Source organism: Roseibium sp. M-1 (assembly GCF_054515675.1).
On record NZ_CM137257.1, the window covers coordinates 3,685,683 to 3,711,136 of the forward strand.

Consider the following 25,454-nt stretch of genomic DNA (forward strand, 5'->3'; position numbering starts at 1 on the left):
AAATCTAGTGACTGAGATGGGAAGCATTGTAGTTATTGGAAGATTCTGCTTTCGAAGCGAACCTAAGAGGACGCGATGGGTCTGAGAAAGAAAACTAAGAAAATTCTTCATCGTCTCGGGTTTAGAATATATGAGATCGAAAAAAACAAGAAACTTCGACCAATATACTTACAGCACAAAAAACTATGGCAAGCGCAAGGCGGCAAGATAGATCGCGAATGGCCGATTTTGGATGACTACGAAGATAACGCTGGCGTTGCGAGCGGTCAGTATTTTCATCAAGATTTACTCGTTGCCCGCTACATATACGAAGCGAAACCAGATCGTCACATAGACATCGGTTCCCGCATCGACGGGTTTGTGGCACACGTTGCTGTTTTTCGAGAGATAGAAGTTCTCGATGTGCGCCCATTGCCGCCTAACGCGCACAAAAACATTATTTTCCGGCAAGCTGACCTGATGAAAGATGTAGAAGAGGCTCAGACGGATTCTGTGTCCTGTCTTCATGCCCTCGAGCATTTCGGACTCGGCCGCTACGGCGATACGATTGACGTGAACGGCCATATCAAAGGACTTCAGAACATAGTGAAACTGCTGAAACCGCAAGGGACACTTTATGTGAGCTTTCCAATCGGCAAGTCGGACCAGGTACATTTCAACGCGCATCGCGTATTTCACCCGAAATCCATCACAAAATATGACTTCATAAAGAATAGCCTTGAACTCAAGAATTTTGATTACGTAGACGATGAGGGCCAGTTGCATCTAAATGCCGATCTAGATGAACCCGAAGGAAAGCTGAGATACGGATGCGGCATCTATACCTTTACGAAACTCTAATAGGTCAATTTGTCCGCAGTTCTTCATGTGCAACGTGTAATTTCCTGCTTTAGGTGAAAGATACGTATGCCCGAACACCAGCTCGATATCGTCGTCATTAACCTGAAGAAATCTCGAGAGCGCCGGGAGCGGATGAAGAGTGTCCTGGAGCCCTTGGGTCTGCCGTTTCGCTTTTTTGAAGCAATTGACGGGCGGACGACGCCGCACCCGTTGTTTAAAAGGTACGATCCGAAGCTGGCGGAAATCAGGTATGGGTTTGATCTGACGCCGGGTGAACTGGGCTGCTTTGCAAGCCACTATTTGAACTGGCAAACATGTTTTGAAGCAAACAAGCCGATTTTGATCCTTGAAGATGATATTGCGGTAAGCCAAGGCTTTGTGTCTTCGTGCTTTTTGGCCGCCGAAAAAGTCACAGAATACGGTTTGCTCCGGCTGTCCGCGCATAAAGACCGCAGCGTACTGGTGTGTGAAACTTTCGAATCTGGACAGAAGATCGTTCGTTTCCTGCAGAGCCCGCTAGGGGGCTCCGCGTATGCACTTTCACCTTGGGCTGCGGAAAGATTTGTCCGGCAGGCCGAGATCTGGTTCGAGCCGGTTGACTGTCTGATCGACCGCTACTGGGATCACGGCGTTGGATCCTTCGGCATCTTTCCGTTGTCGGTGACCCATACGGCGCCTGGACCTGAGAACTCCGACATCTGGCAGGGCGTCGGTCGCGGTCCCCGCTCCAAGAGATCCAGGCGATTTCCACTGAGGCGCAGGTTTTTTCGTCTGCGTGACAATGTGTTACGCGGCCTTTACAAAAAACGTCACGGACTTTGAAGAACTACAAAAAGATGCCGGTTCGTTAGAGTTGAGGCTTGGAAGTCTGTGATCATTGCAAAAGTAATCGGCGGTGTTGGAAACCAGATGTTTCAATACGCCATGGGGCGATCATTGGCGGTTTCCAGCGGGCAAAGGCTCAAACTCGATCTGTCGGGTTTGCAAAAGTACAAACTCCGTGACTACGAACTCAACCAGTTCCAGATCAAGGCGGCACCGCTCGGGAAATGGGAACGGAAAATCCGAAAAAACTACGGGTCCCTGGCCTTTGTGCGTGCCCTAGTGCCGGCTGCGCGCTGTGTTGATGTCGAAGAAGACGGATTGCCGTTCAAATCGCACATCAAGGCGCTGAAAACACCGGCCTACCTGAACGGATATTGGCAAAGCGAAAAATACTTCGACGACATTGCCGATGTGATCAGATCCGACTTCACATTGAAGTCGGATTTCACGCCTCAACGGCTTGCTGTTCTGTCGAAAATCAAGACGTCGACGGTAGCCGTCTCTGTCCATGTCCGACGGGGGGACTACGTGTCCAATCCCAAGGCCAATGCCACCCACGGAACCTGCGAGCCGGATTGGTACGACGCCGCGATGGCGCGAATGGCGGACAAATACAACAAGCCCGACTTCTTCGTCTTTTCCGACGACATTGCATGGGCGATAGAGAACCTACCGTCCCATCCCTCGATGTCCTTCGTCGAACCCCAGCAGGACGGGAAAGACGTCCAGGACATGCACCTCATGGCGGCCTGCCGTTCGCACATTGTCGCCAACAGTTCGTTCAGCTGGTGGGGGGCGTGGCTGAACCCAGGGGGCGGCAAGCACGTTATCGCCCCTGCGCAATGGTTCCGATCGCCCGATCTCGACGCAAGAGACGTCGTTCCCGGCAGATGGGAACGTCTCTGACTGGCTGCCGGCCCTTACCGGATCCTGCGCGGTGTATTCGTTCTATCACATCCAGATCGACATCGGCCCAATCAATAGGAGAAAAAGGGCAAACCGGGCGGTTCATCAGATTTTTGTCTGTGACCGCCGGCAATGCCCAATTCATCACCCAAACGCCGCCGCATAGGTCTCAGCGACGCCCTCTTCCAGGGAACGCGCGCGTTTCCAGCCGAGGGATGTCAGGAACGTCGTGTCTGTCAGTTTGCGCGGGGTTCCGTCAGGCTTGCTGGCATCGAAGACAACCTTGCCCTCGAAGCCGACAGTCCGGCAGATCAGTTCTGCGAGTTCCCTGATGCTGACTTCCTCGCCCGAGCCGACATTGACGGGCCGGTCTCCGGAATAGGTCTGCGCCAGATGAACAACCGCATCGGCCAGATCGTCCACGTGGAGGAATTCCCGGAGGGGCTTGCCGCTGCCCCAGACTTCCAGAACATCGCGTCCCTCAGCCTTGGCTTCATGCGCCTTGCGCAGCAGCGCTGGCAGGACATGGCTGGATTGAAGGTCGTAATTGTCGCCGGGGCCATAAAGATTGGTCGGCTGCGCGGAGATGAAGTCGCAGCCATATTGTTTCCGGTAGGCCTGACACATCTTGATGCCGGCGATCTTGGCGATCGCGTACCACTCGTTGGTGGGCTCCAACGGCCCCGTCAGCAGGCTGTCTTCCGAAATGGGTTGCGGAGCCATTTTCGGATAGATGCAGGTCGACCCCAGAAACACCAGCTTTTCGACGCCGGCCTGATGGGCGGCATGGATGACGTTCGCCTCGACCATCAGATTTTCATAGATGAATTCCGCCGGGCGGGTATTGTTGGCGAGGATGCCGCCGACTTTTGCTGCCGCCAGGAAGACGGCCTGCGGTTTTTCCCGGGCAATCCAGGACGATGTCGCGGCCTGGTCGCACAGGTCGACCTCGTCGCGGCCGACGGTCAGGATCTCGCAGTCTTCCCGCTCCAAGCGCCGGACAAGCGCCGAGCCGACCATACCGCGGTGTCCTGCCACCCAGACGCGCTTGCCCTTGAGATCGTAGCGCGCCATCTCAAGCGCCTTTCGCGACGACGTCGGACTGCATGACAAGCAGATCCTGCCGGACCATCTCGCTGACAAGATCGCGGACCGGCGTCTCGTGCCGCCAGCCGAGCTTCTGATGCGCCTTTGCCGGGTCGCCGATCAGGAGATCGACTTCGGTCGGGCGGAAATAGCGCGGGTCGACCTCGACCAGAACCTTGCCGGTCGACGCGTCGATGCCTTTTTCGTCGACGCCTTCGCCTTGCCATTCCAGCGTGATGTCAACATCGGCGAAGGCCCAGTCGACGAAGGTGCGCACCGGCGTGGTCTCTCCGGTTGCCAGCACGTAGTCGTCCGGCTCATCCTGCTGCAGCATCAGCCACATACCGCGCACATATTCCCGTGCATGGCCCCAGTCGCGCTTGGCATCCAGATTGCCGAGAAAGAGCTTTTCCTGCTTGCCGAGCTTGATGGCAGCCACGGCCCGGGTGATCTTGCGGGTGACGAAGGTTTCGCCCCGGAGCGGACTTTCGTGGTTGAAGAGAATGCCGTTCGACGCATGCATGCCATAGGCTTCGCGGTAATTGACCACGATCCAGTAGGCATAGAGCTTTGCGGCGGCATAAGGGCTGCGCGGATAAAAGGGCGTCGTTTCGCGCTGCGGCACTTCCTGTACGAGGCCATAGAGCTCGGACGTCGAGGCCTGATAGAAGCGGGTTTTCTTTTCCAGCCCGAGGATCCGGATGGCTTCGAGCAGCCGGAGGGTGCCGATGCCGTCGGCATTGGCCGTATATTCCGGCGTCTCGAAGGAAACCTGAACATGGCTCTGGGCGGCAAGATTGTAGATTTCGTCCGGCTGGGTTTCCTGGACGATGCGGATCAGGTTGGTTGCATCCGTCATGTCGCCGTAATGCAGGAAAAAGCGAGGGTTCTCCTCGTGCGGGTCCTGGTAGATGTCTTCGATCCGGCCGGTGTTGAACGAAGACGATCTGCGCTTTAGGCCATGGACGATATAGCCCTTGTCGAGAAGCAGTTGCGCAAGATAGGCACCGTCCTGTCCTGTCACACCGGTGATGAGGGCTGTTTTTTGCATCTTTTTTGCACCATTTCGCTGCCTGTGCAGCTGTTCACGTCTCGTCCGACAATCAATCAATCCGCCCGGCCGCAACGGACGAAGCAGAGACAACAGCCCCGCACAATCGACGGCACGACGTGGAAACGGATTTCGAATTTGCCGCCTTATAAAGCCTCCGTTTTCCAATTGAAAGCGATCCCGGCCCGCATGATGACCGAAAAGGTTCAGCGCACGTCGATTTCGATTTTTCGCGGAGGCCGCTCTCCTCGTTCGCCATGGAATTGAACTGGAAAAACCCGGTTGGTTTTGGCATAAGGAGCCGGATTAGCGGGGCCGACGAGCTTTTGCGCCCTTAAGCAATATCGCCATTTCTTAAGGTCCCGATGCCCGACAAAACCAGCATAGACGTAACGCTTATCTCCGGCGCGCGCCCTGAACTGCTTAAGAAGACACTGGAAGACTATTCTTCGAAACTGTTCAAGAACTTTGCCGTCCGGTCGCTCTATGTGAACATCGATCCGTTCGAGGGCGGGCAAATCGAGGTTGAGGCCTGCGAAACGATCTGCAAGGAGTTTTTTCCCGTCGTCGTCGCCCGGAAACCCGACAGCTCGCATTTCACCAAAGCCGTCAAGTGGCTGTGGAGCCAGCCGGCTGCAGACTGGTTCTTTCACCTTGAGGACGATTGGGTGCTGAGCCGCGAGGTTCGCGCAGAGGAATTCCGGTCGGCGCAGAAGCGGAAGGTCACCCAGGTAAGCCTGATGACGCGGGAGAAAAATTGGGGCAACAGGTCCGTTTTTCACTATGAACCCGGCCGGAAGGTCTTCCTCGGCAGAGACTTCGGCAAAGGTCTGAACAAGAAAAGGCCGATCTTCACGACCAGCCCGAGCTTCGTTCAAACAGCCTTTGCCAAGCGCTGTGCAGAACTGATGGACGATGGCCTGGATCCGGAAAAGCAGCTGAACTATCTCAACCCGGAGCTCAATACCCATACCGCCCGCTTCCGCAACCATTTCATCGGCGCCCGCCGCGAATATGTTGCGGTCGATATCGGGCGCACCCACCGGGACGCGCACGGTATCACCAAATCGGTTGTCGATGGAAACAGTATCTGGAACCGAAACGGCGAGCCTGGCGTTTAGGCCATTGTCAGGTTGCGTCTCCGGACGACGGGAAATAGCTGCCTTTCGTAGCAGCGGTGTCGAAATCGAAACCGAAGGCCTCGATGTCGCCGGCATACCAGTCCGCGACGATCCGGATCGAATTGGCTGAATAGAATTCCCTGTAGGAGGCTCCGGAACCTCGGGAGACATTCTTTTTCTGCAAGGTTCCGGAAACTCCGAAATATTTGGCGATTTCCTCGGTCAGATGCTCCTGACGCAGAATGTCGACGGAAATCCGTCCTGCTTCGTCGACCACATAATCAACTTGCGGATACCAGCCCAGCGACGCCCTGTGCCAGAAGTAGTCCTTCGGGCCCCACTCGTGCCGCGTCTCCAGAAACGCCTCGAAGCCTTCCTGCGACAGCTCCTGTTTTGACAGAACCTCGCCGCCTGTCTGAAGGTAGAACTTGTAGCGGGAAAAGGTTCTGGCCCAGGGATTGCGCACCACGGCAAAAGGCACGGTGCCCGCGCGGACCGACAGGTCGATGTCGCGCAGGCGGGCATGCTCGTAACCTGGATGGAATCCGCGGGATTTCATGAATTCCAGCAGGCCGTTCGCGTAGGCCTTGCTTTTGAGGCGGCGCCGGTTGGCCAGCACGATCCGACCCTCCAGTTCCGGAGCTTCCCGAAGCGCCATCCCGGCGTTCTTGGGAATGTGGACAAGCAGGTGCTTCTTCCTTGCCAGCCCCAGTCTGGCCGGGGCGAATTTCAGGAAATTCTTGAGCTGATATTCGTCCATAAAAGGCTTTGAACCGGATATCTCGTTGGAAAAATGCCCGCCTTTAGCGACGCATGTCGATCTGGTGCTGCCTTACCCCAATCTGCCAGGACTGTCCATTCATCGGCTCCCCGTCGAGGTTGAACTGGACCGGCTCAGAGGTTTCGATGGTGATGCTTTGGGACTTGCGCTGGATGACGCCGCCGTTGGCGCCGTCGACACCGCTTTCCAGAAGCGCCGACAGCAGATCGATGACCTTGCCGGACGCCGGGAAGGGCAGGATGGTAAGATCGAGAAAGCCGTCGTCGAGTTTGGCACGCGGACACAGGCGAATGCCGCCGCCGGCGCGGCGGCCGTTGCCGATGGCGAGTGCCAGGAACGATCCTTCCCAGGAAAACCCTTCCGCCTCGATCCGCGCCTCGCAGGCGGCAAGTTCTGTAAAGCGCTGCAGGCCGGTGAAGAGATAGGCGGCTCCGCCGAGCATCTTCTTGAGCGCAGGATCGGTCTGTGCGGTCACCTGCGTGCCGAAACCGCCGGTCGCCATGTTGACGAAGATGCAGCCGTTTACGGTGCCGATATCCATCGGCTTGGCGCTGGCACGTGCGGCAAAGCGGAGACAGCCCGGGATGTCGGCTGGATCGAGCCCGATATGGCGGCCAAAGTCGTTGGCGGTGCCAAGCGGCAGCACGGCGAAGGCAAAGGGCGGTTTTTCCCCGTCCGGCACTTCATGCAGAACCGCATCGACAACCTCATGCACTGTGCCGTCTCCGCCGCCGCAAACCAGAGTGTCGATGCTGTTGTCCCGATGATCGCGGAGCGCTTCAGCCGCCAGCCGGTCGATATCGCCCGGCTCGTAGGTAACGCGGACGGTAACCTCGTGCCCCATGTTTCGCACCGCCTCGACGGCGTCGCGTACATCGACGCGATCGGCGGACTTGCCATTGAGGATCAGGCGCAGATGCTGTTTTGTCACGATCTTTCCTCGTCCCCGCCTACCCCGGCAGCATGGTTTCCCGGCTGGTGCGGGCGGTTCTCGCTTCCTCCATCAGCCACTTGCGGAAGGCCGAAACGACGGGGCGCATCGTCCTTCCTTCCGGGTAAACGAAGTAATAGGCGGTCTGTTGCGACAGAGACAGATCAAAAAGTCTGACAAGCCGGCCGGAGGCGAGTTCCGCCTCGACGAAGAAGCGCGGAATGAGCGCTGCCCCGGCATGATGGATGGCGGCTTCGGAGATCATGACGAACTGTTCGAACCTTGCCCCCTGGAAGGCAGCGTCGGTCTCCACCCTTGCAAGGTCGAACCATTGCCGCCAGGCAAGCGGCCGTGTCGCCAGCTGTAGCCGCGGCACGCGGGCAAGGTCGGCGGGTTTGCGGATCTCGTGCCGGTCGCGGAAGACGCGGGAGGCCACCGGAATGACCTCCTCGTCGAAAAGCCGCTCGGCAATCGCGCCCGCCCACACCGGATCGCCGTGGTGGATCGCCCCGTCGAAGGGTTCCTCGTCGAAATCGAAAGGCTGCAGGCGGACGCTGAGATTGAGACCGGCATCCGGATAGCGGCGGCCGAAATCGGCAATCCTCGGCGCCAGCCAGCGGGTACCGAAGGTGGGCAGAACTGCCAGGTTCAGAACGTCGGCACTGCCCGCATATGACATGACCTGACGCGTGGCAGCCGTCATCTGCTCCAGGGCGCCACGGATGTCATGGAGATAGAGCCGGCCGGCATCGGTCAGGACAATGCGCTGGCGCACCCGCCGGAACAGTTCGACGCCGAGCCGATCCTCCAGCTGGCGCACCTGCTTGGAGACGGCGCCTTGCGTGAGGTGCAGTTCCTCGGCGGCACGGGTAAAACTCAGGTGCCTGGCCGCACACTCGAAGGCGATCAGCGTATCCGCAGGTGGTACGAAGGCCCGCCGCATCGTCATTCTCCGACTTCATTCCATTTCGTCATGAAAGATGGACGAGCTTTCGCTTTTCCGCAAACGATTTCCCGGCAATAGTGGAAGAAACAGAATGACCGGCGGCTGAAATGAGCCGCACATGCCGGGCCGGTGGATGCCGCTTGGGCCCCTCAGTCTTCGGGAGATCAGAAACATGAACGCACCCGCAAACGTCAAATCCTCGCCTGCCGGCGGCGGCACCTTCGACTGGCAGGACCCGTTTCACCTGCGCGACCAGCTGAACGAGGACGAGCAGCTGATCCAGGACACGGCTCGTGCCTATGCCGAGGACAAGCTGCTGCCGCGCGTCATCGAGGCTTACCGGGAAGAAAAGACCGACCGCTCGATCTTCAATGAAATGGGCGAGCTTGGCCTTCTCGGCGTCACCCTGCCGGAAGAATATGGCTGCGCAGGCGCATCCTATGTCTCCTATGGCGTCGTTGCCCGCGAAATCGAGCGCATCGACAGCGGCTACCGCTCCATGATGAGCGTGCAGTCCTCGCTGGTCATGTACCCGATCTATGCCTACGGCTCGGAAGAGCAGCGGCAGAAATACCTGCCGAAACTGGCAAGCGGCGAATTCGTCGGCTGTTTCGGCCTGACCGAGCCGGATGCCGGCTCCGACCCGGCCGGCATGCGTACACGTGCGGAAAAGATCGACGGCGGCTACAAGCTGACCGGTTCGAAAATGTGGATCTCCAACGCACCGATCGCCGACGTCTTCGTGGTCTGGGCAAAGTCTGAAGCCCATGACGGCGCTATTCGTGGCTTTGTGCTCGACAAGGGCATGAAGGGCCTCACCGCGCCGAAGATCGGCGGCAAGCTGTCCCTGCGCGCCTCCATCACCGGCGAGATCGTCATGGACAATGTCGAAGTCGGCGAAGATGCCCTGCTGCCGAATGTCTCCGGCCTCAAGGGCCCGTTCGGTTGCCTCAACCGCGCCCGCTACGGCATTTCCTGGGGCGCCATGGGCGCCGCGGAAGACTGCTGGACCCGCGCCCGTCAATACGGCCTCGACCGCGAACAGTTCGGCCGCCCGCTGGCACAGACCCAGCTCTTCCAGAAGAAACTCGCCGACATGCAGACGGAAATCACCCTCGGCCTTCAGGCAGCGCTGCGCGTCGGCCGCCTGTTCGATGCCGGCAAGGTGGCGCCGGAAATGATCTCGCTGATCAAGCGCAACAACTGCGGCAAGGCGCTGGATATCGCCCGACAGTCCCGTGACATGCACGGCGGCAACGGCATCCAGGAGGAATACCACATCATGCGCCACGCGCAGAACCTGGAAACGGTCAACACCTATGAGGGCACGCATGACGTTCATGCGCTGATCCTCGGCCGCGCGCAGACCGGCCTGCAGGCGTTCTTTTAAGACCTGCTCAGCTGAATTCTGACACGGGCGGCAACAGCCGCCCGTCTCTCGTTATGACCCGAAAACAAGGTTTGCACCCCGCAAACCGGATTGATGTGCCAAAGCGTGCTTTAGGAGGCTCCATGGCGGACCAGACTGCGGATGTCGTCATCATCGGCGGAGCCGTCATGGGCTCCTCGGTCGCCTGTCACGTGGCCATGCGCGACGACTTTTCCGGACGGATCGTCGTCATCGAGGCAGACCCCACTTACGAGATCTGCGCCTCCGCGCGTTCGGCCGCGTCGATCCGTCAGCAGTTCTCCAGCGCCGTCAACATCGAGATCTCGCTTTATGGCATCCGTTTCCTGAGAGAGATTGGTTCCGCACTGGAAGTCGGTGGCGACAGGCCTGCCATCGATCTGCATGAAGGCGGCTACCTCTTCCTGGCGACGCCCGACAAGGTGGATATCCTGAAAGAGAACCACGCCCTGCAGCAGGCGCTTGGTGCCGATATCGGCTTTCTGGAGCAGGACGCACTGAAGGCGAAGTTTCCCTGGCTGGAAGTCTCCGACCTTGCCGCCGGCTGTCATGGCCTTACCGGCGAAGGCTGGTTCGACGGTTATGGCCTGATGCAAGCCTTCCGCAAGAAAGCCCGCTCGCTCGGGGTCGACTATATCGCCGAGAAGGCTTCCGTCACCCCGGACGGCAGCGACGGCTGGAGTGTTTCCCTGCCCTCGGGCGACCGGATTTCGACACCGGTTGTCGTCAACTGCGCCGGAGCTTCGGGCGGTGCGGAGATCTGCCGGCAGGCGGGACTGGATGTTCCGATCGTCTCAAAGAAGCGCTGCGTCTTCACCTTCGAATGCAAGGACAGACTTGAGCGCTTTCCGCTGCTGATCGACCCCAACGGCACCTATGCCCGGCCCGAGGGCACAGGCTATATCTGCGGCTCGGCGCCGCCGGAGACCCAGGACCCGGACTGCCACGATTTCGACGTCGACTATGCCCTCTTCGAAGAACATGTCTGGCCGACGCTGGCAACGCGCGTGCCGGCCTTCGAGGCGATCCGGCCGGGCGCTGCCTGGGCCGGCTGCTACGACATGAACCTCTTCGACCACAATGCCTTTGTCGGCGGCGTTTCGGGCATGGACGGGTTTTACCTGGCGCTCGGCTTTTCCGGTCACGGCCTGCAGCAATCGCCCGCCGTCGGCCGGGGACTGGCCGAACTGATCGCCACCGGCGCCTATCAAAGCCTGGACCTGTCGCCGCTGGCCTTTGAACGGCTCGCCGCAAACGCCCCGATCGTCGAGAAGAACGTCGTCTGAACCGAAGAGGCTATTCGGCCACGAGCAGTGGCGTCACCGGTCCATCCTCGACCTTGCCGGTTTCGGACCTCGACACCCGTGTCAGCGTCATCGGGTCGATCGGCAGGATCTCGGCGTGTGCCGGTTCCTGAGCCGTTTCCTGTGCCTTTTCCTCTGGTACAGCGTTCGTCGCGGGTGCCCCGTCCTGATCGGACCCCGCCTCAAAGAGCGTTTCGTCCTCCACAGCGGCCGAGCCACTGTCCACCGGTGCAACCGGCTTCGCGCCGCCAGCCGACGGCCCGGTCATCGCCGTCCAGTCGACAATGCGGGTCATCGCATCCTGCAAGACGGTTCTGAGCCGGGCGATGCGGGCCTTGTCCGGCTCGAACGGCGGGGATTCATGGCGCAGGTAGGAGCGCTGCGCCAGCAGCAGCGTCATGACATGAAGACCCCGGTCCGGCTTGCCGTAGCTGGCGGTGATGAAACCGCCGCGGGTCTGCTCGTCAACGCTAACCGTATAGCCTTCCTGCCCCTTGAACGAGCCGACCAGGAGATTGCGCAGGTCCGGATCGCAGGATGTACCGCCATTGGTGCCGATGCTGACGAGCGGCAGGCCCTTTTCCGAGACGCCCTTGATGTTGGAGCGCATCGATTGGCAGTCGAGCACGATGATCTTGCGGTGGGTACGCAGCAGCCGGTCGATCTGGCGGCGGAGCGCCTTGTGAAACGGGGTATAGAAGAGGAGCGACCGCTGTTCGCATTCCGTCGGGCCGGGCTCCTCGCCCTCCTGATAGATGCGCTTGCCGTCCAGTGTCGTCGCCGGGCAAAGCGCCCGCGCCGGGTTCATCGCTTCCCGGTTGGAGGTCTTCGGGTCCCGGTCGAGATCGATGACATAGCGGGAAATCGAGGAACGGATAACGGTCGCGCCCAACTCCTTGTTCAAATCGAAAACACGCTCCAGGCGCCAGGACAGGTCCGCCTGCAGCCGGCCTGTGGCGTTCAGCCGTTTTTCGACAGCGTTCGGCACGTCCGTTCCTGCATGGGGCAGGCAGAGGATCAGCGGACTTTGTCCTTCTTCGACGAAGATCATGTTGCAGCGCCTAACGCGGAAACCGAACGGTCCCTAGCTTGGAGAATTTACTTTGCGGAAACAAGACATTTTCTTTTCAACTTGAAGACGCCTGGCTCTTCGGCCTTCCATCCTGGATCGAGAAGAAGAATGTTTCCAGAGCGTTATCCGTCAGGGCCCACCAGAGGCACAACCGGCAAATTCGAAGAGCCACAGAATTGTTCCGGCACCCGCCTTTTCGCACTTGCGAAGAACCGCTCAACCCCTGTGTTCACGTAACGCGATACGGTTCCGGCCTTGACGGATGGCGGCAGGCGGGCAATTTTCAAATGCTTCCTTCCGGCCGGATTGCCTGCGGCCCTTTCCAAAAATCCGCCTTTCAACGAGGACCAAGCCGTGACCCTTCGCAATGGCAAAGAATTCCTGATGATCCCGGGCCCGACCAACGTGCCGGACGAAGTCCTGCGCGCCATGCACCGGCCGGCGCTGGAAATCTACGAAGGACCGTTGCTGGCGACCACCGACTATTGCCTCGCCGGTCTCAAGCGACTCTTCCGGACGGAGGGCAAGGCCTATATCTACGCCGCCAACGGCCATGGCGCGTGGGACGCCGCGCTCTGCAACACGCTGAAGCGTGGCGACAAGATCCTGGTGCTGGAATCCGGCCGCTTCGCCCTCGGCTGGGGCGAGGCCGCGGGCGTGATGGGGGTCGATGTCGAGGTCCTGCCCGGTGCCTTCAACGAGAGTGTCGATCCCGCAAAGCTGGAGGAACGTCTGAGGCAGGATACGGTGCATGAGATCCGGGCAATCCTGGTGGTGCAGGTGGATACGGCCTCCGGTGTCTGGAACGACATCGCGGCCCTGCGCAAGGCCATCGACGCGGCCAACCACCCGGCGCTTTTCATGGTCGACACCATCGCCTCGCTCGGCTGCATGCCCTTCGAGATGGATGCCTGGGGGGTCGATGTCGCCCTGACCGGTTCGCAAAAGGGTCTGATGTGCCCGCCCGGCCTCTCCTTCGTCGCTGCCGGCCCGAAGGCGGACAAGGCGCACGAGACGGCGGATCTTCGCACCAACTACACCGACTGGACCTTCCGCCAGGGCGCCGAGCACTATCACAAATATTGCGGCACCCCGCCGGAGCATCTGCTCTTTGCCTTTCACAAGGCGCTGGAACTGCTCTTCGAGGAAGGCCTGGAAAAAGCCTGGCACCGGCATGCGCTTCTGGGTGAAGCGACCCGCCGGGCCGTGGCCGTCTGGGGGCAAGCGGGCGCTGTCGGCTTCAATATTGCCGATCCCCATGCCCGCTCCAATTCGGTCACCGTGCTGCGTTTCGACGAGGGTGATGCAGCCGCGCTCAGAACCTTCACCGCCGAGGTCTGCGGCGTCACCATCGGCGGCGCCATCGGCGCGCTCTCCGGCAAGGGCATCCGCATCGCCCATATGGGCCACTGCAACGCCGTCATGCTGCTGGGCACGCTGTCCGCCATCGAACTCGGCTTCCAGAAGCTGGGCATTCCCCATGGCAAGGGCGGTGTGCAGGCGGCGATTGAGTATCTGGCGGGGATGGTGTGACGAAGTTTTCGAAAATATAAGTTTTATATCGCAAGAACCTTACCCAATAATTTTATTTAAAGAAATAAATAGAAATCAAAAAATATTTCTTAGTTTTTGAAAATTTCGATCTTTTTAGAGGGATGCCAGGCAACTAAAGTTGTCAACGACCGCATTGTTTCAGTTGCGGAATTACCTTCTTGGACCTTGGACCTTGGACCTTGGACCTTGGACCTTGGACCTTGGACCTTGGACCTTGGACCTTGGACCTTGGACCTTGGATTACATTGCACTTTGAACACACATCTGCACGCCATAATTGCGCTTTCACGCATTGTGACAGCCATAAACTTGTGGCTATAAATAACCTAATGAATTCAGGGGTCTTTGGGGGAGCTCGATTTCATCAACACTCTTTAAAGTCGAAACTCAGTTTTTGCTGGGCGAAACACATTCGAAATTGGCGTTTACCTGCGATGACGATCCACGACACAGCATCAACCCAATCTTCAAAAAGCCTCTCGGATTACCTTGCCGATGCCCGCCGACGGCTCGTTGAAACGGGCACCCGTAATCGTCTTGTTCACGTCAACCGGTCAGCAAAGAGGGCGAACGCTCTCAACATCATCAATGAGAGGACAGACGACATCTATGAGCTTCTGCGCGTAAAAGGCCGCAAGATGAAGTTCATGGCCACCGGCAGTAACGATGCGGAGGCCGATGAGGGCCCGGATCTGTCTGTGGACGGTGAGGCAGCGTTTGATGAAGGGCGATACCAGGACGCTTTTCTGGAGACATCGCTCGGTTCTGATGCCTTGCAGAAGAGGCTCCTTCGGCTTTTTGCTGACGCGAAGACTGCCGAGGAAGAGCAGGGCATCAACATTCTCTATCTGGCAATGGGTTTCTTGAAATGGTTCGAAGACAAGAGCTCGGCGGTTCCGCGTGAAGCACCCCTCATACTTATCCCTGTTGAATTGAAGCGAAACGAGCGAGGATCGTCGTTCGACATCTGCGTCCGCGACGATGACATCGTCACGAACCTGCCACTGCAAGAACGTCTGCAAAGCGACTTTGGGATTACGCTTCCGGAAATTGACGACAGCACAGAATGGGCTCCCGGCGCGTATTTCGACCGAGTTGATGACGCTATAGAAGGGCGCGAAGGTTGGGGAATTGATCGCGACGGGATGCAGGTCGGGTTCTTTTCCTTTGCCAAACTTCTGATGCTCCGGGATCTGGACCCGGTGAACTGGCCTGAAGCGGCTTTGTTGGAGAGCACGCTGCTTCGCGGGGTACTCAAAGAAGGCTTCGAAACCGAAGTTCCGCTCTTTCCCTATGGCGAGTCCCTTGATAGCCGTCTGAAACCTTCAGACATAATTCAGGTAGTGGACGCAGACGCCTCTCAAACGAAAGTCATTGAGGAGGTACGTGCGGGGCGTAACCTCGTGGTTCAAGGGCCTCCGGGAACGGGCAAATCCCAGACCATCACCAACATCATCGCATCGGCGATCCATGACGGCAAAAGTGTTCTCTTCGTTGCGGAAAAGATGGCTGCTTTGGACGTGGTGCATAGCCGTCTCGTCAAGACCAATCTTTCGGATGCTTGTCTTGAACTGCATTCGAGATTTGCGAACAAGAAGGCTTTCCTCCATGAACTGGGGCGAACGCTGAATGCTGGTCTGGGTTCGTTTCCTTCTAACGCTGATACCTCCAGTCTGGAAGAGATCCGCAATCGCCTAAACAGGATTGCTTCTACCCTTCATGACCGTGTCCCGGGACGCAGCTATACGCCGATCTCGGCTATGGCCCAGATTTCGCGCCTATTCGGAAAGAAGGTTCCCGCGCCTACAATTGCGGTCGAAAACGCGGATACTCTGGATGAAGAGGCGGTCAATGAACTCGCTGAATTGATTTCCGCTTATGCAGCGGCGCTTGAGAAAATCGGTTCACCTGCCGAACACCCGTTCTACTGCGTTGAAAATTTGAACTTGCAGCCGACAGACCAGCAGCGTCTTGAAGTGAAAATTCAAGCCACACACGACGGGTTGCAACAGCTGCAAGACACTGCTGCAAACCTCTCGGAGGCACTTTCGATTTTAGCTCCGCAAACGCTTAAAGAGGCAAGGAATCTGGGGCAGTTGCTTGGTTCGGCAGAGAGCGCCCCAGTAGGCCACGACGATCTTGTCACCGCTGTCTTGCCACATGCAGATGACACGCGGCTGACTGAGGTCCTGGTCGCCGGGGCCGATTGGAAAAACGTGCAAGAGGCTCTTTCCGAAACCTTCTCCGAAGCCGCTTTCACGGCTCCGGTCGAACACATGCGACATGGTTTTGCTGCAGGGCTGGGGTCATTTTTCTCACGGCTTTTTGGCCCCTATCGCAGGACATCCAATGAGTTCGCGACTCTGTTGAAAGGCCCTCTGCCCAAGACGGCGAGGGAGCGTGTTGCTCTCCTCGATAGTTTGGTCGCCGTCCAGAAGAAAAGAAAGATCCTTGCGGAAGACGAGGGGTATCTGCAGGAAAAGCTTGGAGGGCTCTTTAGAGGCGAACGCACACGGTTTACGGAACTGGTCGCCGTGGCCGCCTGGCTAAAAGCCCTAAAAAGTCTTGATGGTGAGATCCAGCTTGAAACCTGTCGAAAGCTTTTGGACATGCGCGAAGACGCAGCCAAAGCCAAGATCAATCTTGAAGATGAAATTCGAGAAGTTGAAAGCAAACTCACTGAAATCATCAAGGAACTGCAGTGGCAGCGCTTTTTATCAATTGCTTTTGATGATGTCCGTTTCGAAGATTTCTCAGCATCGTTGAGCAAAGTTGCTCAGTCCATGCCGCTTTATTCTCAATGGGTGGATACTGCCCATAAAGTAGCGCGGTTGAATGAAAACGGAATGAGCGCCTTTGTGTCAGCTTTGGATGAGGGCAAGCTCTCTGCAGCAAGTGCAGTCGATGAGTTTCGATATGGCGTCGCTGAAGCCCGATGGAACAATGCGCTCAAGACAGTGTCAGACTTGTCTGAACTCGCACGGTTAAACCGCCATCAGTTTGTTGATGTTTTTCAGACGCTTGAAAAACGCCGATTTGTTGAGACTGCCGATCAGATCAAGTCGAAGCACTTGTCACAAATGCCCAAAGGAGCTGCTGGTCCCATGGGGTTCTTGCGAGCAGAAATCGCCAAGAAGACCAGACATCGGTCTATCCGCAAGATCATGGAAGCTGCTGGCGACATGGTACAGCGCATCAAACCTGTCTTTTTGATGAGCCCGATCTCCGTCGCCCAGTACTTGAAACCAGGCACGTTGAACTTTGATCTTCTGGTTATTGATGAGGCCAGTCAGGTGCGTCCGGAAGACGCGCTGGGAGCAATCGCACGATGCGGTCAAATTGTAGTCGTGGGAGACCGCAAGCAGCTGCCACCTACCAGCTTCTTCGACAAACTGGCTGGAAATGCCCCAGACGAAGAAGATGAAGACTCAATTCCGGAAACATCCGGTGCCGTCGAACTGGAGAGTATTCTGACCGCTTGCGAGGCACGTGGTCTTCGGTCCGCGATGCTGGAGTGGCACTATCGCTCAAGAGACCCGTCACTCATTCAGGTCTCAAATGCCGAGTTCTATGAGAGCCGACTGGTGTTGCCGCCGTCACCGGTGCAATTGGACGAAAATTTTGGACTTCGTTTCAATCGTGTTGAAGGCGTCTATTCAAGTAAGAGCAATGGCAACGGACGAGCTGGAACAAACATCATAGAGGCGGAAAGGATTGCGGAAGCCATTACCAGGCACGCACACCAGACGCCCAATCTGTCGCTTGGCGTCGTCGCTTTTTCCAAAAGCCAAGCGGACATGATCACGGAGGTTCTGGAGGTCCAGCGGAGGACGAACTCGACCCTCGATGATTTTTTGCGGGAAGGGCGTGCCGAGGACGTTTTTGTAAAGAACATTGAAAACGTGCAGGGAGACGAACGAGACGTAATCCTGATCAGTGTCGGCTATGGCCCGCACGAACCAAACGGCCGTCTGGCATCAATGCATTTCGGTCCGGTGAACGGAGAGGGGGGGGAGCGTCGGCTAAACGTGCTTTTCAGTCGTGCAAGGGTGCTCTGCGATGTGTTCTGCTCGTTCGACCCCGGCGACATTGATCCGCGCAAGGCAACTCGCGATGGTCCACGTATTTTGAAAAGGTTTCTGGAGTTCGCGAAGTCTGGACAGGTCGAAGAAGCCAGCAGCACGGGGCTCGGCCCAGACAGCCCGTTCGAAGAGGATGTTGCTGAAGTTATCCGGGGACTTGGCTATCCAGTTGACTACCAGGTCGGTAGCTCAGGCTTTCGGATCGACCTTGGTGTAAGGCACCCAGGCAAACCCGGCCAATACATTCTTGCGGTTGAGTGCGATGGAGCGACTTACCATGGAGCCCTGTGGGCACGTGAACGCGATCGTTTGCGTCAAGCCGTTCTCGAAGGCCTCGGCTGGAAGTTTCATCGTATTTGGAGCACCGATTGGTTTCATCGACGAACGGATGAGATTCAGCGTGTTCAAGAAATGTTGGCAAAAGCGATCGACGCATCCGAGGCGGTGCTGAAGGTCGCTGGTGCGAATGAAGGCGGAATGCAGAAGGCAGAAGAGCCGGAACAACTTGTATCTGATTTCACCGGTCTCGATGAGACTGAACTAACGGCTGCGAAGTACCGAAGAGCGAAAATCATCGTCGTTGATGCGGAGCCTCATTTAGTTCAGCCCTGGCGCATGGCTGGATACGTAACGTCCATTGTCGAACAAGAAGGCCCTATTCACTCAGATGAAGTAGCTCGACGAATTGCCTACGCTTTCGGGAAAAATCGTGCCGGCGGCCGTATTCATGACGTGGTGGTTTCAGCGTTGAAAATTGCGGCGAACAAAAAGAGCATCTGTCACCAGACTTCATTCTGGTTCACTTCAAGCCAAAGGGACGAGCCGCCAATCCGGAGCCGCTCAGAAGAAAGCTCCCCCACGACCAAGGCCGAGTATCTCTCGCATTTGGAGATAGAGGCAGCAGCAAAGCTCATTCAGACAGAATGCGGACAACTTGAGGCAGACGAATTGGTCAAAGCCGTTTGTCGGTTGCTGGGTTATTTGCGAGCTGGCCCTGATCTACAATCGCGTATCCGTGCGGTGTTAGGATGAGTTTTCCGCAATGCAGATCTCATGACTTAAATGCTCAAAGCTTCTCCTCCAACCGCTCGCAGATCGTCCTCAGAACCTCGATCCGCGCGTGGTGCTTGTTTTCCGAGGATACCAGCGTCCAGGGGGCGTAGTGGGTGGAGGTGCGGTCGATCATGTCGCCGGCGGCAATGGCGTACTGGTCCCATTTGAGGCGGTTGCGCCAGTCCTCGTCGGTGATCTTGTGCTGCTTGTAGGCCGTGTCCTCGTGCGCCTTGAAGCGGCGCAGCTGTTCCTCCTCCGAAATCGCCAGCCAGAACTTGCAGACGATGTAGCCGAAGTCGGTCAGTTCCTGCTCGAACTCGTTGATCTCGTTATAGGCGCGCAGCCAATCGTCATGACCGGCGAAGCCCTCGACGCGTTCCACCAGCACGCGCTCGTACCAGGAGCGGTCGAAGATGGCGAAATGGCCCTTGCGCGGCAGGCGTCGCCAGAAGCGCCACAGATACGGCCGGGCCTTTTCTTCGTCCGTCGGTGCGGAAATCGGATGCACCTTGTAGATGCGCGGGTCGAGCGGGCGGATCACCCGGCGAATGGCACCACCCTTGCCGGCAGCATCGTTGCCCTGGAACACCAGCACCACGCCGGTCTTGGCGAGGGACTTCATATCGGACAGGTCCGACAGTTTCTGCTGGTACTTGTCTCGCAGGCTCTCGTATTCGGCCTTGCCGAGCTTCGCCGTCAGGTCGATGGCGTCCACCGCCGTTTCCCGCTTGATGCCGCCGACAACAGGCGGGGCTGCGACCGAACTCGGCTCGCCGTCCTCCAGCTTCAACTTCATGGCGCCGGCGACCGTCTGTGCCAGCGCCGCATCCCGGTATTCCGGATCCTGCGAGGGGATCACGAACCAGGGCGCATAGCCCTTGCTGGTTTCCAGGATGATCTTCTCACCTGCCTCGCTTGCCTTCTTGTGATGTTTCAACGCCGCCCAGTCGGCCAGCACGTGACGTGCCGCATTTTTCTTCTCGATCTCTTTCAGGCGTTCCTTTTGAACGTCCTTGGGCAGCACGAACCAGAACTTCAGGATCAGCACGTCCTCGTTGGCGAGCATCTCCTCGAAACGGCGGATACGGATGAGGGCCTTGTCGAAGGCGTCCGCGTCGATCTTCTTGTAGATCCAGTCCCTCAAGACGGTCTGATACCAGCTGCCGAAGACAATCGCCGTGTCACCCTTGGCCGGCAGGTCGCGCCAGTAGCGCCACAGCGGGGGGTGCAGCTTCGCCTCGTCCAACGGGTCGCCATAGGCGTTGCAGACGAGGTGCCGCGCATCCATCCAGCCATAGAGGCGCGCGACGGCCTCGCCCTTGCCCGCGCCGTCAAGGCCATCTACAAGAATCAACGTCGAAAACGGCTGCTTTTCGACCATTGGCAACTGGGCGGCCAGCAGCGCTTCGCGCAGCTGCGGCTCCAGCTTCTTGAAGGTTTTCTTGTCCATGTTCTGGGGCAGGCGGGCGGATTCGAACATGAGGAACTCCAAAAAAGACGCGCTGAATGCATCTTGAAACAGCTGTGCGAAAAAAACCATCGGCTCTCTTCATGTTCCGGCCAATGTCCCCGACTGGCGGGAGAAACCGATTTTTCGCTATTGGAAGGACGACCACGCGCCTATATGAAGCGGTAACCGAACTCACATGGGCGGCCGAACCGCCCGGGACTTGATCTTTAAAACCCTTTTTCAAAGGCAGCCCGGCCCACGTCCGTGACCGATTTTCTCGATCCCGTCCTGACCTTCATCGCAGACAATCCTTCGCTCGCCGGCCTGATCTGCTTTCTCGCCGCCATGGGCGAGGCGCTGTTCCTGGTCGGCCTGTTCGTGCCGACGACCGTGGTGCTGGTGGGCGCTGGCACCCTGGTCGGTCTCGGCAAGCTGGACCCGGTGCCGCTGTTCATCTGGACCACCCTCGGTGCGACGGCGGGCGATGCCATCTCCTACTGGATCGGCTGGGCCTTCAAGGACAAGATCAAGACCATGTGGCCGCTCAGCAAATACGCGGACATCGTGGAAAGGGGCGAAAACTTCTTCAAGCAGCACGGCGGCAAGAGTGTCTTCATCGGCCGCTTCGTGCCCGGCGTGAAGTCCGTGGTACCCGGTATCGCCGGCATGGCGGGCATGAATTTCACCCGGTTTACGGTGGTCAATGTCACCTCCGCCTTTGCCTGGACCGTCGTCCACATCGCCCCCGGCATCATTGCGGGTTCGGCACTCGACGCCATCGGCCAGATCAGCGGCCGTCTGGCCCTGGTGCTCGGTGCCCTGCTCGTTATCGTCTTCCTGGCGGTGATGCTCGGCCGCTGGCTGATCCTCATCATCCTGCCACTCTTCCCGAACGCCCATGCGGCGATTGTCCGCCGTTTCGCCCGGCGGCAGGACCCGGTGTCGCAATGGATCGCCCGCAACTTCGATCCGGCCCATCCGCGTTCCGCCGGCATGCTTGCCTCCGCACTGCTGCTCCTGATCACTATGCCGGCCTTCTTCTGGATTGTCGGCGAGGCTGCCCCAGGCGAACCGATGGTGCGGGCGGACCTGGCGATCCTCAATCTCTTCGACAGCCTCAGGACGCCAGCCGGTGACAAGATCATGGTGTTCGTCACCTCGCTCGGCGACGGCGTGGTGGTGACGGCCGTCGCGTTGGCTGTCGCGGCCTATCTTTTCCTGAAGAAAGCCTGGCGCCGCGGCACCGGCTTCGTCATCGCTATGGCAGGAACGGCGCTATTCGTGCCGCTCTTCAAGCTGATGCTGCACCGCTCGCGGCCGATCGAACTTTATGCGGGCGCCGACGCCTACGGTTTCCCGAGCGGCCATGCGACGCTGAACGCCGTGCTCTACGGCATCTGCGCCGTCCTGATCGCGCACGACCTCAGCCGTTGGGCAAAGGCGGCCATCTTCACGGTCACGGCAACGCTGGTCATCGCCATCGGCTTTTCCCGCGTCTATCTCGGCGCACACTGGATGTCGGATGTTCTGGCCGGTCTTCTCTTCGGCACGGCCATGGTGTCGGCTTTCGCCTTTGTCTTCGGTCCGATCCATAACGAGAAGATCGGGAGGACGACGGTCGCCGTCATCGTGGTGGCCATGCTCGGCATCTTCGGCAGCTGGCACCTCTCCGGCAACTTCGAGACTGCCCTGCAGACCTATGAATCGCGTTCGGACAAGGAAGCGATCACCGCCACCAGCTGGCTGACGGCCGGCTGGCAGGCGCTTCCCGCCCGGCGGATCGAGCTCAACGGCGACAGGGAAGAGCCGCTGGTGATCCAGTATGCCGGTCCGCTCGAGCACTTTGTCCATGCGGCGGAGACGAACGGCTGGCAGACACCGCCGAAATGGTCGCTCAGCACGGCCGGCGGCTTCGTCGAAGGCAAGACACCGCCCGATTCCCTGCCCATCCTGCCGCGCAGCCAGAATGGCCGTCAGCCGGCGCTTGTCCTGATCCGGAAAGACCAGGGAAGCGGCCCCGAAGGCAGGACCGGAGACAGGGCCGGAGACGGGGCCGGAGACAAGAGCGGGCGCTGGGTGTTGCGGCTGTGGCCGAGCCGGTACGCTATCCTGGACGCCGGTGTGCTGCACCCGCTTTATCTCGGCAGCGTGGTGCATGAGGATATCCTGCGGCCGATGGGCGAGTTCTCCGGACCGAAAACCGACATCGAGACGCCTGACCCGGCACACAATCCGGCCCTGCTGCTGCCGGGCGCAGCGGTGCGCACCCGGGCTGACGGGACCGAGGTCGTGTTGAGCAGCGGGTTCGGGCCAGCCCTCGCACCGCCACCTGCCGTCAATTCGACTGATAGACCAACGGCCGGTCCCCGGGGTCGTTGACCGTTTCGTCACGGTCGCTTTTTCGCGAAACTGCAGCAATTCCAGTTTCGGCACCTCGCCCGGCAAGGCGATCGGGCCAAGCATACAGTGTGTAAAGCGGCCAGATTTCCGGTGCGTGGCGGTGATTGACCGTCTTGCACACCGGCAGATTCGCCTGCCGGAAACGCTCTTGTCAAAAAAATCCCTCTTGATACTTTTTTCTTATATTCATATATTTGAATATATCGTAATCGAGAGCTCATCATGACTGACTTCACACCCCTTATGAGTTTCCTTAGCGGAACCATGATCGGCTTTGCAGCCGTCGCCCTGATGGGCGTGCACGGTCGCATTGCCGGGATCAACGGCATTGCCAGCGGCTTTCTGACGACGCAATTGAACCAGGACTGGGCCTGGCGCGCGGCGTTTCTCGGCGGCATGGTGGTCAGCCCGCTCGTCCTCCTTGGCCTCACCGGCAACCTGCCCGAGATCACGGTGCCGTCCTCGCCGCTTCTTCTTGTCGTCGGCGGTTTCCTGACGGGCGTCGGCACGACTTACGGCTCGGGCTGCACCAGCGGCCACGGCGTTTGCGGCCTTTCGCGGCTCTCTGCCCGGTCGCTCATGGCAACGCTGACCTTCATGGCCACTGCCGCGGCCACCGTCTTTATCAGCCGCCACGTTATCGGAGGGTAGGCCATGAGACTTCTTTCAGCCTTTGCCTTCGGCCTGCTCTTCGGCTGCGGCATTCTCATCTCCGGCATGGGTAATCCGGCCAAGGTTCTGAATTTCTTTGACATAGCCGGCACCTGGGACCCAAGTCTTGCCTTCGTGATGGGCGGTGCGCTTCTTGTCACGGCCATCGGCTATCGTCTGGTTTTCCGGATGAAGCAGCCTTTGCTGGCACAGGCTTTCAGCCTGCCGACCAGGACCGATCTTGATCTCAAGCTGATCGGCGGATCGGCGGTTTTCGGCATCGGCTGGGGCCTCAGCGGCTTCTGCCCGGGTGGCCTCATTCCGGTGATCGGCCTTGGCCTTGAGCCGCTGCTGACAGCCGCCGCCATTGCCGCCGGCATACTGACCGCGAGGTGGGCGATCCTGCTCGGCTACCGCATTCATCCGGCAAAGGCCTGAAGAGGCCTTGCCGATAAAGATTTGGGAGACTGAAACGAACATGAGTACGTCGAATTATCCGGTCGACATGACCGTCAAACCGGATGTGACCGCCTTCTTCGATCCGGCAACCAACACCATCAGCTACGTGGTCAAGGATCCAGGCTCCAATTCCTGCGCCGTTGTCGACAGCGTCATGGACATCGATTATGCCGCAGGCCGGATCACCTATGACCACGCGGACGAGATCATCGCCTTCATCCAAGACAAAGGCCTGACCCTGGAATGGCTGATCGAGACGCATGTGCATGCCGATCACCTGTCGGCCGCACCCTATATCCAGCAGAAGCTGGGCGGCAAAATCGGCATCGGCGACAGGATCACCGTCGTCCAGGAAACCTTCGGCAAGGTGTTCAACGAGGGTACCGAATTCCAGCGGGACGGGAGCCAGTTCGACAAGCTGTTCCACGACGGCGACACCTACCAGATCGGCGGGCTGACTGCCTTTGCCATGTATACGCCCGGTCATACGCCGGCCTGCATGGTACATGTGATGGGCGATGCCGCGTTTGTCGGCGACACGCTGTTCATGCCGGATGGTGGCTCGGCCCGCGCGGACTTCCCGGGCGGCGATGCGGCAACGCTCTATGACAGCATCCAGAAGGTGCTGGCCCTGCCGGACGACATGCGCCTCTTCATGTGCCACGACTACGGCCCGAACGGCCGTGACATCCAATGGGAAACCACGGTCGGCGCGGAAAAGGCACACAACATCCATGTCGGTGGCGGCAAGACCAAGGAAGAGTTCGTCAAGTTCCGCACCGAGCGCGATGCCCAGCTCGACATGCCCAAGCTGATCATTCCCTCGCTGCAGGTGAACATGCGCGCGGGCAAGCTGCCGCCGGCGGACGAAAGCGGGAAGACCTTCCTGAAGGTGCCGGTGAACGGCCTTTAACGAAAAGAGCGAGGCCTGCCATGGGGAGGTTTCGCCAGGCAGGCCCAAATCTGACACGGGCGAAAGCCCATCGCCCGGAGGAGGCGGATGGACCCATGAAGGCAATCAACGCGCAGATATCGGTGGCCCCGCAAATCAGGCCGGAGGACATTGCCGACTTTGCCCGGCAGGGCTTTCGCGCCGTTATCTGCAACCGCCCGGACGGTGAAGGTGCCGACCAGCCGTCCTTCGAGGAAATCGAGGCGGCGGCGAAGAAGCTGGGGCTGGAAGCGCGCTATCTGCCGGTTGCCGCCGGCAAGGTGGGCGACGAGGAGGTGGACGCCTTCGCCAAGCTGATGGAAACGCTGCCGAAACCGGTGCTGGCCTATTGCCGCACAGGCACACGCTCGGCGACCCTGTGGTCACTCTCCCAGGCGGACAAGCTGCCGCTCGCAGATATCCTCGCCAGGACCAAATCTGCCGGTTACGACATGGCCGGGATCATCCAGCGAATTACCGATCGCGGACCTTCCTCATCTCCTTCGACCGCAATGGACGAAGCATCAGGCGGTTCCTAGCAGGAATGCGGCTCGTGCAAGTTGACGCTTACGGCGGCAGCGCGTTTGCTCTTGCCGATTGACA

General features: G+C 58.8%; 20 protein-coding genes. 13 read left to right on the forward strand and 7 right to left on the reverse strand.

The window, feature by feature from the left end:
- Positions 1-75 precede the first annotated feature (75 nt).
- From ACX3M4_RS16620 to ACX3M4_RS16630, 3 genes are all read left to right on the forward strand, one after another.
- Positions 76-840 carry a DUF268 domain-containing protein gene (locus ACX3M4_RS16620; RefSeq protein WP_459354115.1) on the forward strand — a complete coding sequence of 255 codons (765 nt, stop codon included), beginning with the start codon at positions 76-78 and terminating at the stop codon, positions 838-840.
- 66 nt (positions 841-906) lie between these two features.
- Positions 907-1,662 (forward strand): glycosyltransferase family 25 protein, encoded by a 756-nt coding sequence (locus tag ACX3M4_RS16625; RefSeq protein ID WP_459354116.1) that lies wholly within the window; start codon positions 907-909, stop codon positions 1,660-1,662.
- 87 nt (positions 1,663-1,749) lie between these two features.
- Positions 1,750-2,571 carry an alpha-1,2-fucosyltransferase gene (locus ACX3M4_RS16630; protein WP_459354117.1) on the forward strand — a complete coding sequence of 274 codons (822 nt, stop codon included), beginning with the start codon at positions 1,750-1,752 and terminating at the stop codon, positions 2,569-2,571.
- A gap of 144 nt (positions 2,572-2,715) precedes the next feature.
- On the opposite strand, the gene fcl is transcribed toward ACX3M4_RS16630, so the two are convergent.
- Both fcl and gmd read right to left on the reverse strand, forming a co-directional pair.
- A complete protein-coding gene (gene fcl, locus ACX3M4_RS16635; protein WP_459354118.1) occupies positions 2,716-3,645 on the reverse strand; it encodes a GDP-L-fucose synthase in 930 nt (309 codons plus the stop codon).
- Position 3,646: 1 nt separating this feature from the next.
- Positions 3,647-4,708, reverse strand: coding sequence for a GDP-mannose 4,6-dehydratase (gene gmd / locus ACX3M4_RS16640; protein WP_459354119.1), 1,062 nt, complete (start codon positions 4,706-4,708; stop codon positions 3,647-3,649).
- Positions 4,709-5,073: 365 nt separating this feature from the next.
- Here gmd and ACX3M4_RS16645 point away from each other — a divergent pair, with 365 nt between their 5' ends.
- A complete protein-coding gene (locus ACX3M4_RS16645) occupies positions 5,074-5,829 on the forward strand; it encodes a hypothetical protein (protein ID WP_459354120.1) in 756 nt (251 codons plus the stop codon).
- A 7-nt stretch (positions 5,830-5,836) separates the two neighbouring features.
- Here ACX3M4_RS16645 and ACX3M4_RS16650 read toward each other — a convergent pair whose 3' ends face one another.
- The 3 genes from ACX3M4_RS16650 to ACX3M4_RS16660 are packed head-to-tail and all read right to left on the reverse strand — an operon-like array spanning position 5,837 to position 8,484.
- The gene (locus ACX3M4_RS16650; RefSeq protein ID WP_459354121.1) at positions 5,837-6,589 is read right to left on the reverse strand and encodes a hypothetical protein; all 753 of its coding nucleotides are present in this window, start codon (positions 6,587-6,589) and stop codon (positions 5,837-5,839) included.
- 43 nt (positions 6,590-6,632) lie between these two features.
- Positions 6,633-7,541: a lipid kinase YegS gene (gene yegS, locus ACX3M4_RS16655; protein WP_459354122.1), complete on the reverse strand. Its 909-nt coding sequence runs from the start codon at positions 7,539-7,541 to the stop codon at positions 6,633-6,635.
- 19 nt (positions 7,542-7,560) lie between these two features.
- Entirely contained in the window at positions 7,561-8,484 is a 924-nt protein-coding gene (locus ACX3M4_RS16660; RefSeq protein ID WP_459359447.1) for a LysR substrate-binding domain-containing protein, read from the reverse strand.
- 175 nt (positions 8,485-8,659) lie between these two features.
- On the opposite strand from ACX3M4_RS16660, the gene ACX3M4_RS16665 reads away from it, so the two are divergent.
- Both ACX3M4_RS16665 and ACX3M4_RS16670 read left to right on the forward strand, forming a co-directional pair.
- Complete coding sequence (locus ACX3M4_RS16665; RefSeq protein WP_459354123.1) at positions 8,660-9,877, forward strand: acyl-CoA dehydrogenase; 1,218 nt, start codon at positions 8,660-8,662, stop codon at positions 9,875-9,877.
- Between the two features lie 122 nt (positions 9,878-9,999).
- Positions 10,000-11,181: an NAD(P)/FAD-dependent oxidoreductase gene (locus ACX3M4_RS16670; protein ID WP_459354124.1), complete on the forward strand. Its 1,182-nt coding sequence runs from the start codon at positions 10,000-10,002 to the stop codon at positions 11,179-11,181.
- Between the two features lie 10 nt (positions 11,182-11,191).
- On the opposite strand, the gene ACX3M4_RS16675 is transcribed toward ACX3M4_RS16670, so the two are convergent.
- Complete coding sequence (locus ACX3M4_RS16675) at positions 11,192-12,250, reverse strand: N-formylglutamate amidohydrolase (protein ID WP_459354125.1); 1,059 nt, start codon at positions 12,248-12,250, stop codon at positions 11,192-11,194.
- A gap of 375 nt (positions 12,251-12,625) precedes the next feature.
- On the opposite strand from ACX3M4_RS16675, the gene ACX3M4_RS16680 reads away from it, so the two are divergent.
- Both ACX3M4_RS16680 and ACX3M4_RS16685 read left to right on the forward strand, forming a co-directional pair.
- On the forward strand, positions 12,626-13,804 hold the full coding sequence (locus ACX3M4_RS16680; protein ID WP_459354126.1) for a pyridoxal-phosphate-dependent aminotransferase family protein: 1,179 nt from the start codon (positions 12,626-12,628) through the stop codon (positions 13,802-13,804).
- A gap of 455 nt (positions 13,805-14,259) precedes the next feature.
- Positions 14,260-18,939, forward strand: a complete 4,680-nt coding sequence (locus ACX3M4_RS16685; RefSeq protein ID WP_459354127.1) for a DUF3320 domain-containing protein — start codon at positions 14,260-14,262, stop codon at positions 18,937-18,939.
- Between the two features lie 34 nt (positions 18,940-18,973).
- Here ACX3M4_RS16685 and pap read toward each other — a convergent pair whose 3' ends face one another.
- On the reverse strand, positions 18,974-20,440 hold the full coding sequence (gene pap, locus ACX3M4_RS16690) for a polyphosphate:AMP phosphotransferase (RefSeq protein ID WP_459354128.1): 1,467 nt from the start codon (positions 20,438-20,440) through the stop codon (positions 18,974-18,976).
- A 234-nt stretch (positions 20,441-20,674) separates the two neighbouring features.
- On the opposite strand from pap, the gene ACX3M4_RS16695 reads away from it, so the two are divergent.
- The 5 genes from ACX3M4_RS16695 to ACX3M4_RS16715 all read left to right on the forward strand — a co-directional run bounded on the left by ACX3M4_RS16695 (position 20,675) and on the right by ACX3M4_RS16715 (position 25,390).
- Entirely contained in the window at positions 20,675-22,789 is a 2,115-nt protein-coding gene (locus tag ACX3M4_RS16695) for a bifunctional DedA family/phosphatase PAP2 family protein (protein WP_459354129.1), read from the forward strand.
- Between the two features lie 243 nt (positions 22,790-23,032).
- Positions 23,033-23,461: a YeeE/YedE family protein gene (locus ACX3M4_RS16700; protein ID WP_459354130.1), complete on the forward strand. Its 429-nt coding sequence runs from the start codon at positions 23,033-23,035 to the stop codon at positions 23,459-23,461.
- Positions 23,462-23,464: 3 nt separating this feature from the next.
- Positions 23,465-23,899: a DUF6691 family protein gene (locus tag ACX3M4_RS16705; protein WP_459354131.1), complete on the forward strand. Its 435-nt coding sequence runs from the start codon at positions 23,465-23,467 to the stop codon at positions 23,897-23,899.
- A gap of 40 nt (positions 23,900-23,939) precedes the next feature.
- Positions 23,940-24,833: an MBL fold metallo-hydrolase gene (locus ACX3M4_RS16710; protein WP_459354132.1), complete on the forward strand. Its 894-nt coding sequence runs from the start codon at positions 23,940-23,942 to the stop codon at positions 24,831-24,833.
- 95 nt (positions 24,834-24,928) lie between these two features.
- Entirely contained in the window at positions 24,929-25,390 is a 462-nt protein-coding gene (locus ACX3M4_RS16715; RefSeq protein ID WP_459354133.1) for a protein tyrosine phosphatase family protein, read from the forward strand.
- Positions 25,391-25,454: the final 64 nt, after the last annotated feature.

What these genes read in the sequence shown, in the direction of transcription:
- ACX3M4_RS16620 (WP_459354115.1), top strand. Translation starts at nt 76, where the DNA reads ATGGGTCTGAGAAAGAAAACTAAGAAAATTCTTCATCGTCTCGGGTTT.
- ACX3M4_RS16625 (WP_459354116.1), top strand. Translation starts at nt 907, where the DNA reads ATGCCCGAACACCAGCTCGATATCGTCGTCATTAACCTGAAGAAATCT.
- ACX3M4_RS16630 (WP_459354117.1), top strand. Translation starts at nt 1,750, where the DNA reads ATGTTTCAATACGCCATGGGGCGATCATTGGCGGTTTCCAGCGGGCAA.
- fcl (WP_459354118.1), bottom strand. Translation starts at nt 3,645, where the DNA reads ATGGCGCGCTACGATCTCAAGGGCAAGCGCGTCTGGGTGGCAGGACAC.
- gmd (WP_459354119.1), bottom strand. Translation starts at nt 4,708, where the DNA reads ATGCAAAAAACAGCCCTCATCACCGGTGTGACAGGACAGGACGGTGCC.
- ACX3M4_RS16645 (WP_459354120.1), top strand. Translation starts at nt 5,074, where the DNA reads ATGCCCGACAAAACCAGCATAGACGTAACGCTTATCTCCGGCGCGCGC.
- ACX3M4_RS16650 (WP_459354121.1), bottom strand. Translation starts at nt 6,589, where the DNA reads ATGGACGAATATCAGCTCAAGAATTTCCTGAAATTCGCCCCGGCCAGA.
- ACX3M4_RS16660 (WP_459359447.1), bottom strand. Translation starts at nt 8,484, where the DNA reads ATGCGGCGGGCCTTCGTACCACCTGCGGATACGCTGATCGCCTTCGAG.
- ACX3M4_RS16665 (WP_459354123.1), top strand. Translation starts at nt 8,660, where the DNA reads ATGAACGCACCCGCAAACGTCAAATCCTCGCCTGCCGGCGGCGGCACC.
- ACX3M4_RS16670 (WP_459354124.1), top strand. Translation starts at nt 10,000, where the DNA reads ATGGCGGACCAGACTGCGGATGTCGTCATCATCGGCGGAGCCGTCATG.
- ACX3M4_RS16675 (WP_459354125.1), bottom strand. Translation starts at nt 12,250, where the DNA reads ATGATCTTCGTCGAAGAAGGACAAAGTCCGCTGATCCTCTGCCTGCCC.
- ACX3M4_RS16685 (WP_459354127.1), top strand. Translation starts at nt 14,260, where the DNA reads ATGACGATCCACGACACAGCATCAACCCAATCTTCAAAAAGCCTCTCG.
- pap (WP_459354128.1), bottom strand. Translation starts at nt 20,440, where the DNA reads ATGTTCGAATCCGCCCGCCTGCCCCAGAACATGGACAAGAAAACCTTC.
- ACX3M4_RS16700 (WP_459354130.1), top strand. Translation starts at nt 23,033, where the DNA reads ATGACTGACTTCACACCCCTTATGAGTTTCCTTAGCGGAACCATGATC.
- ACX3M4_RS16705 (WP_459354131.1), top strand. Translation starts at nt 23,465, where the DNA reads ATGAGACTTCTTTCAGCCTTTGCCTTCGGCCTGCTCTTCGGCTGCGGC.
- ACX3M4_RS16710 (WP_459354132.1), top strand. Translation starts at nt 23,940, where the DNA reads ATGAGTACGTCGAATTATCCGGTCGACATGACCGTCAAACCGGATGTG.
- ACX3M4_RS16715 (WP_459354133.1), top strand. Translation starts at nt 24,929, where the DNA reads ATGAAGGCAATCAACGCGCAGATATCGGTGGCCCCGCAAATCAGGCCG.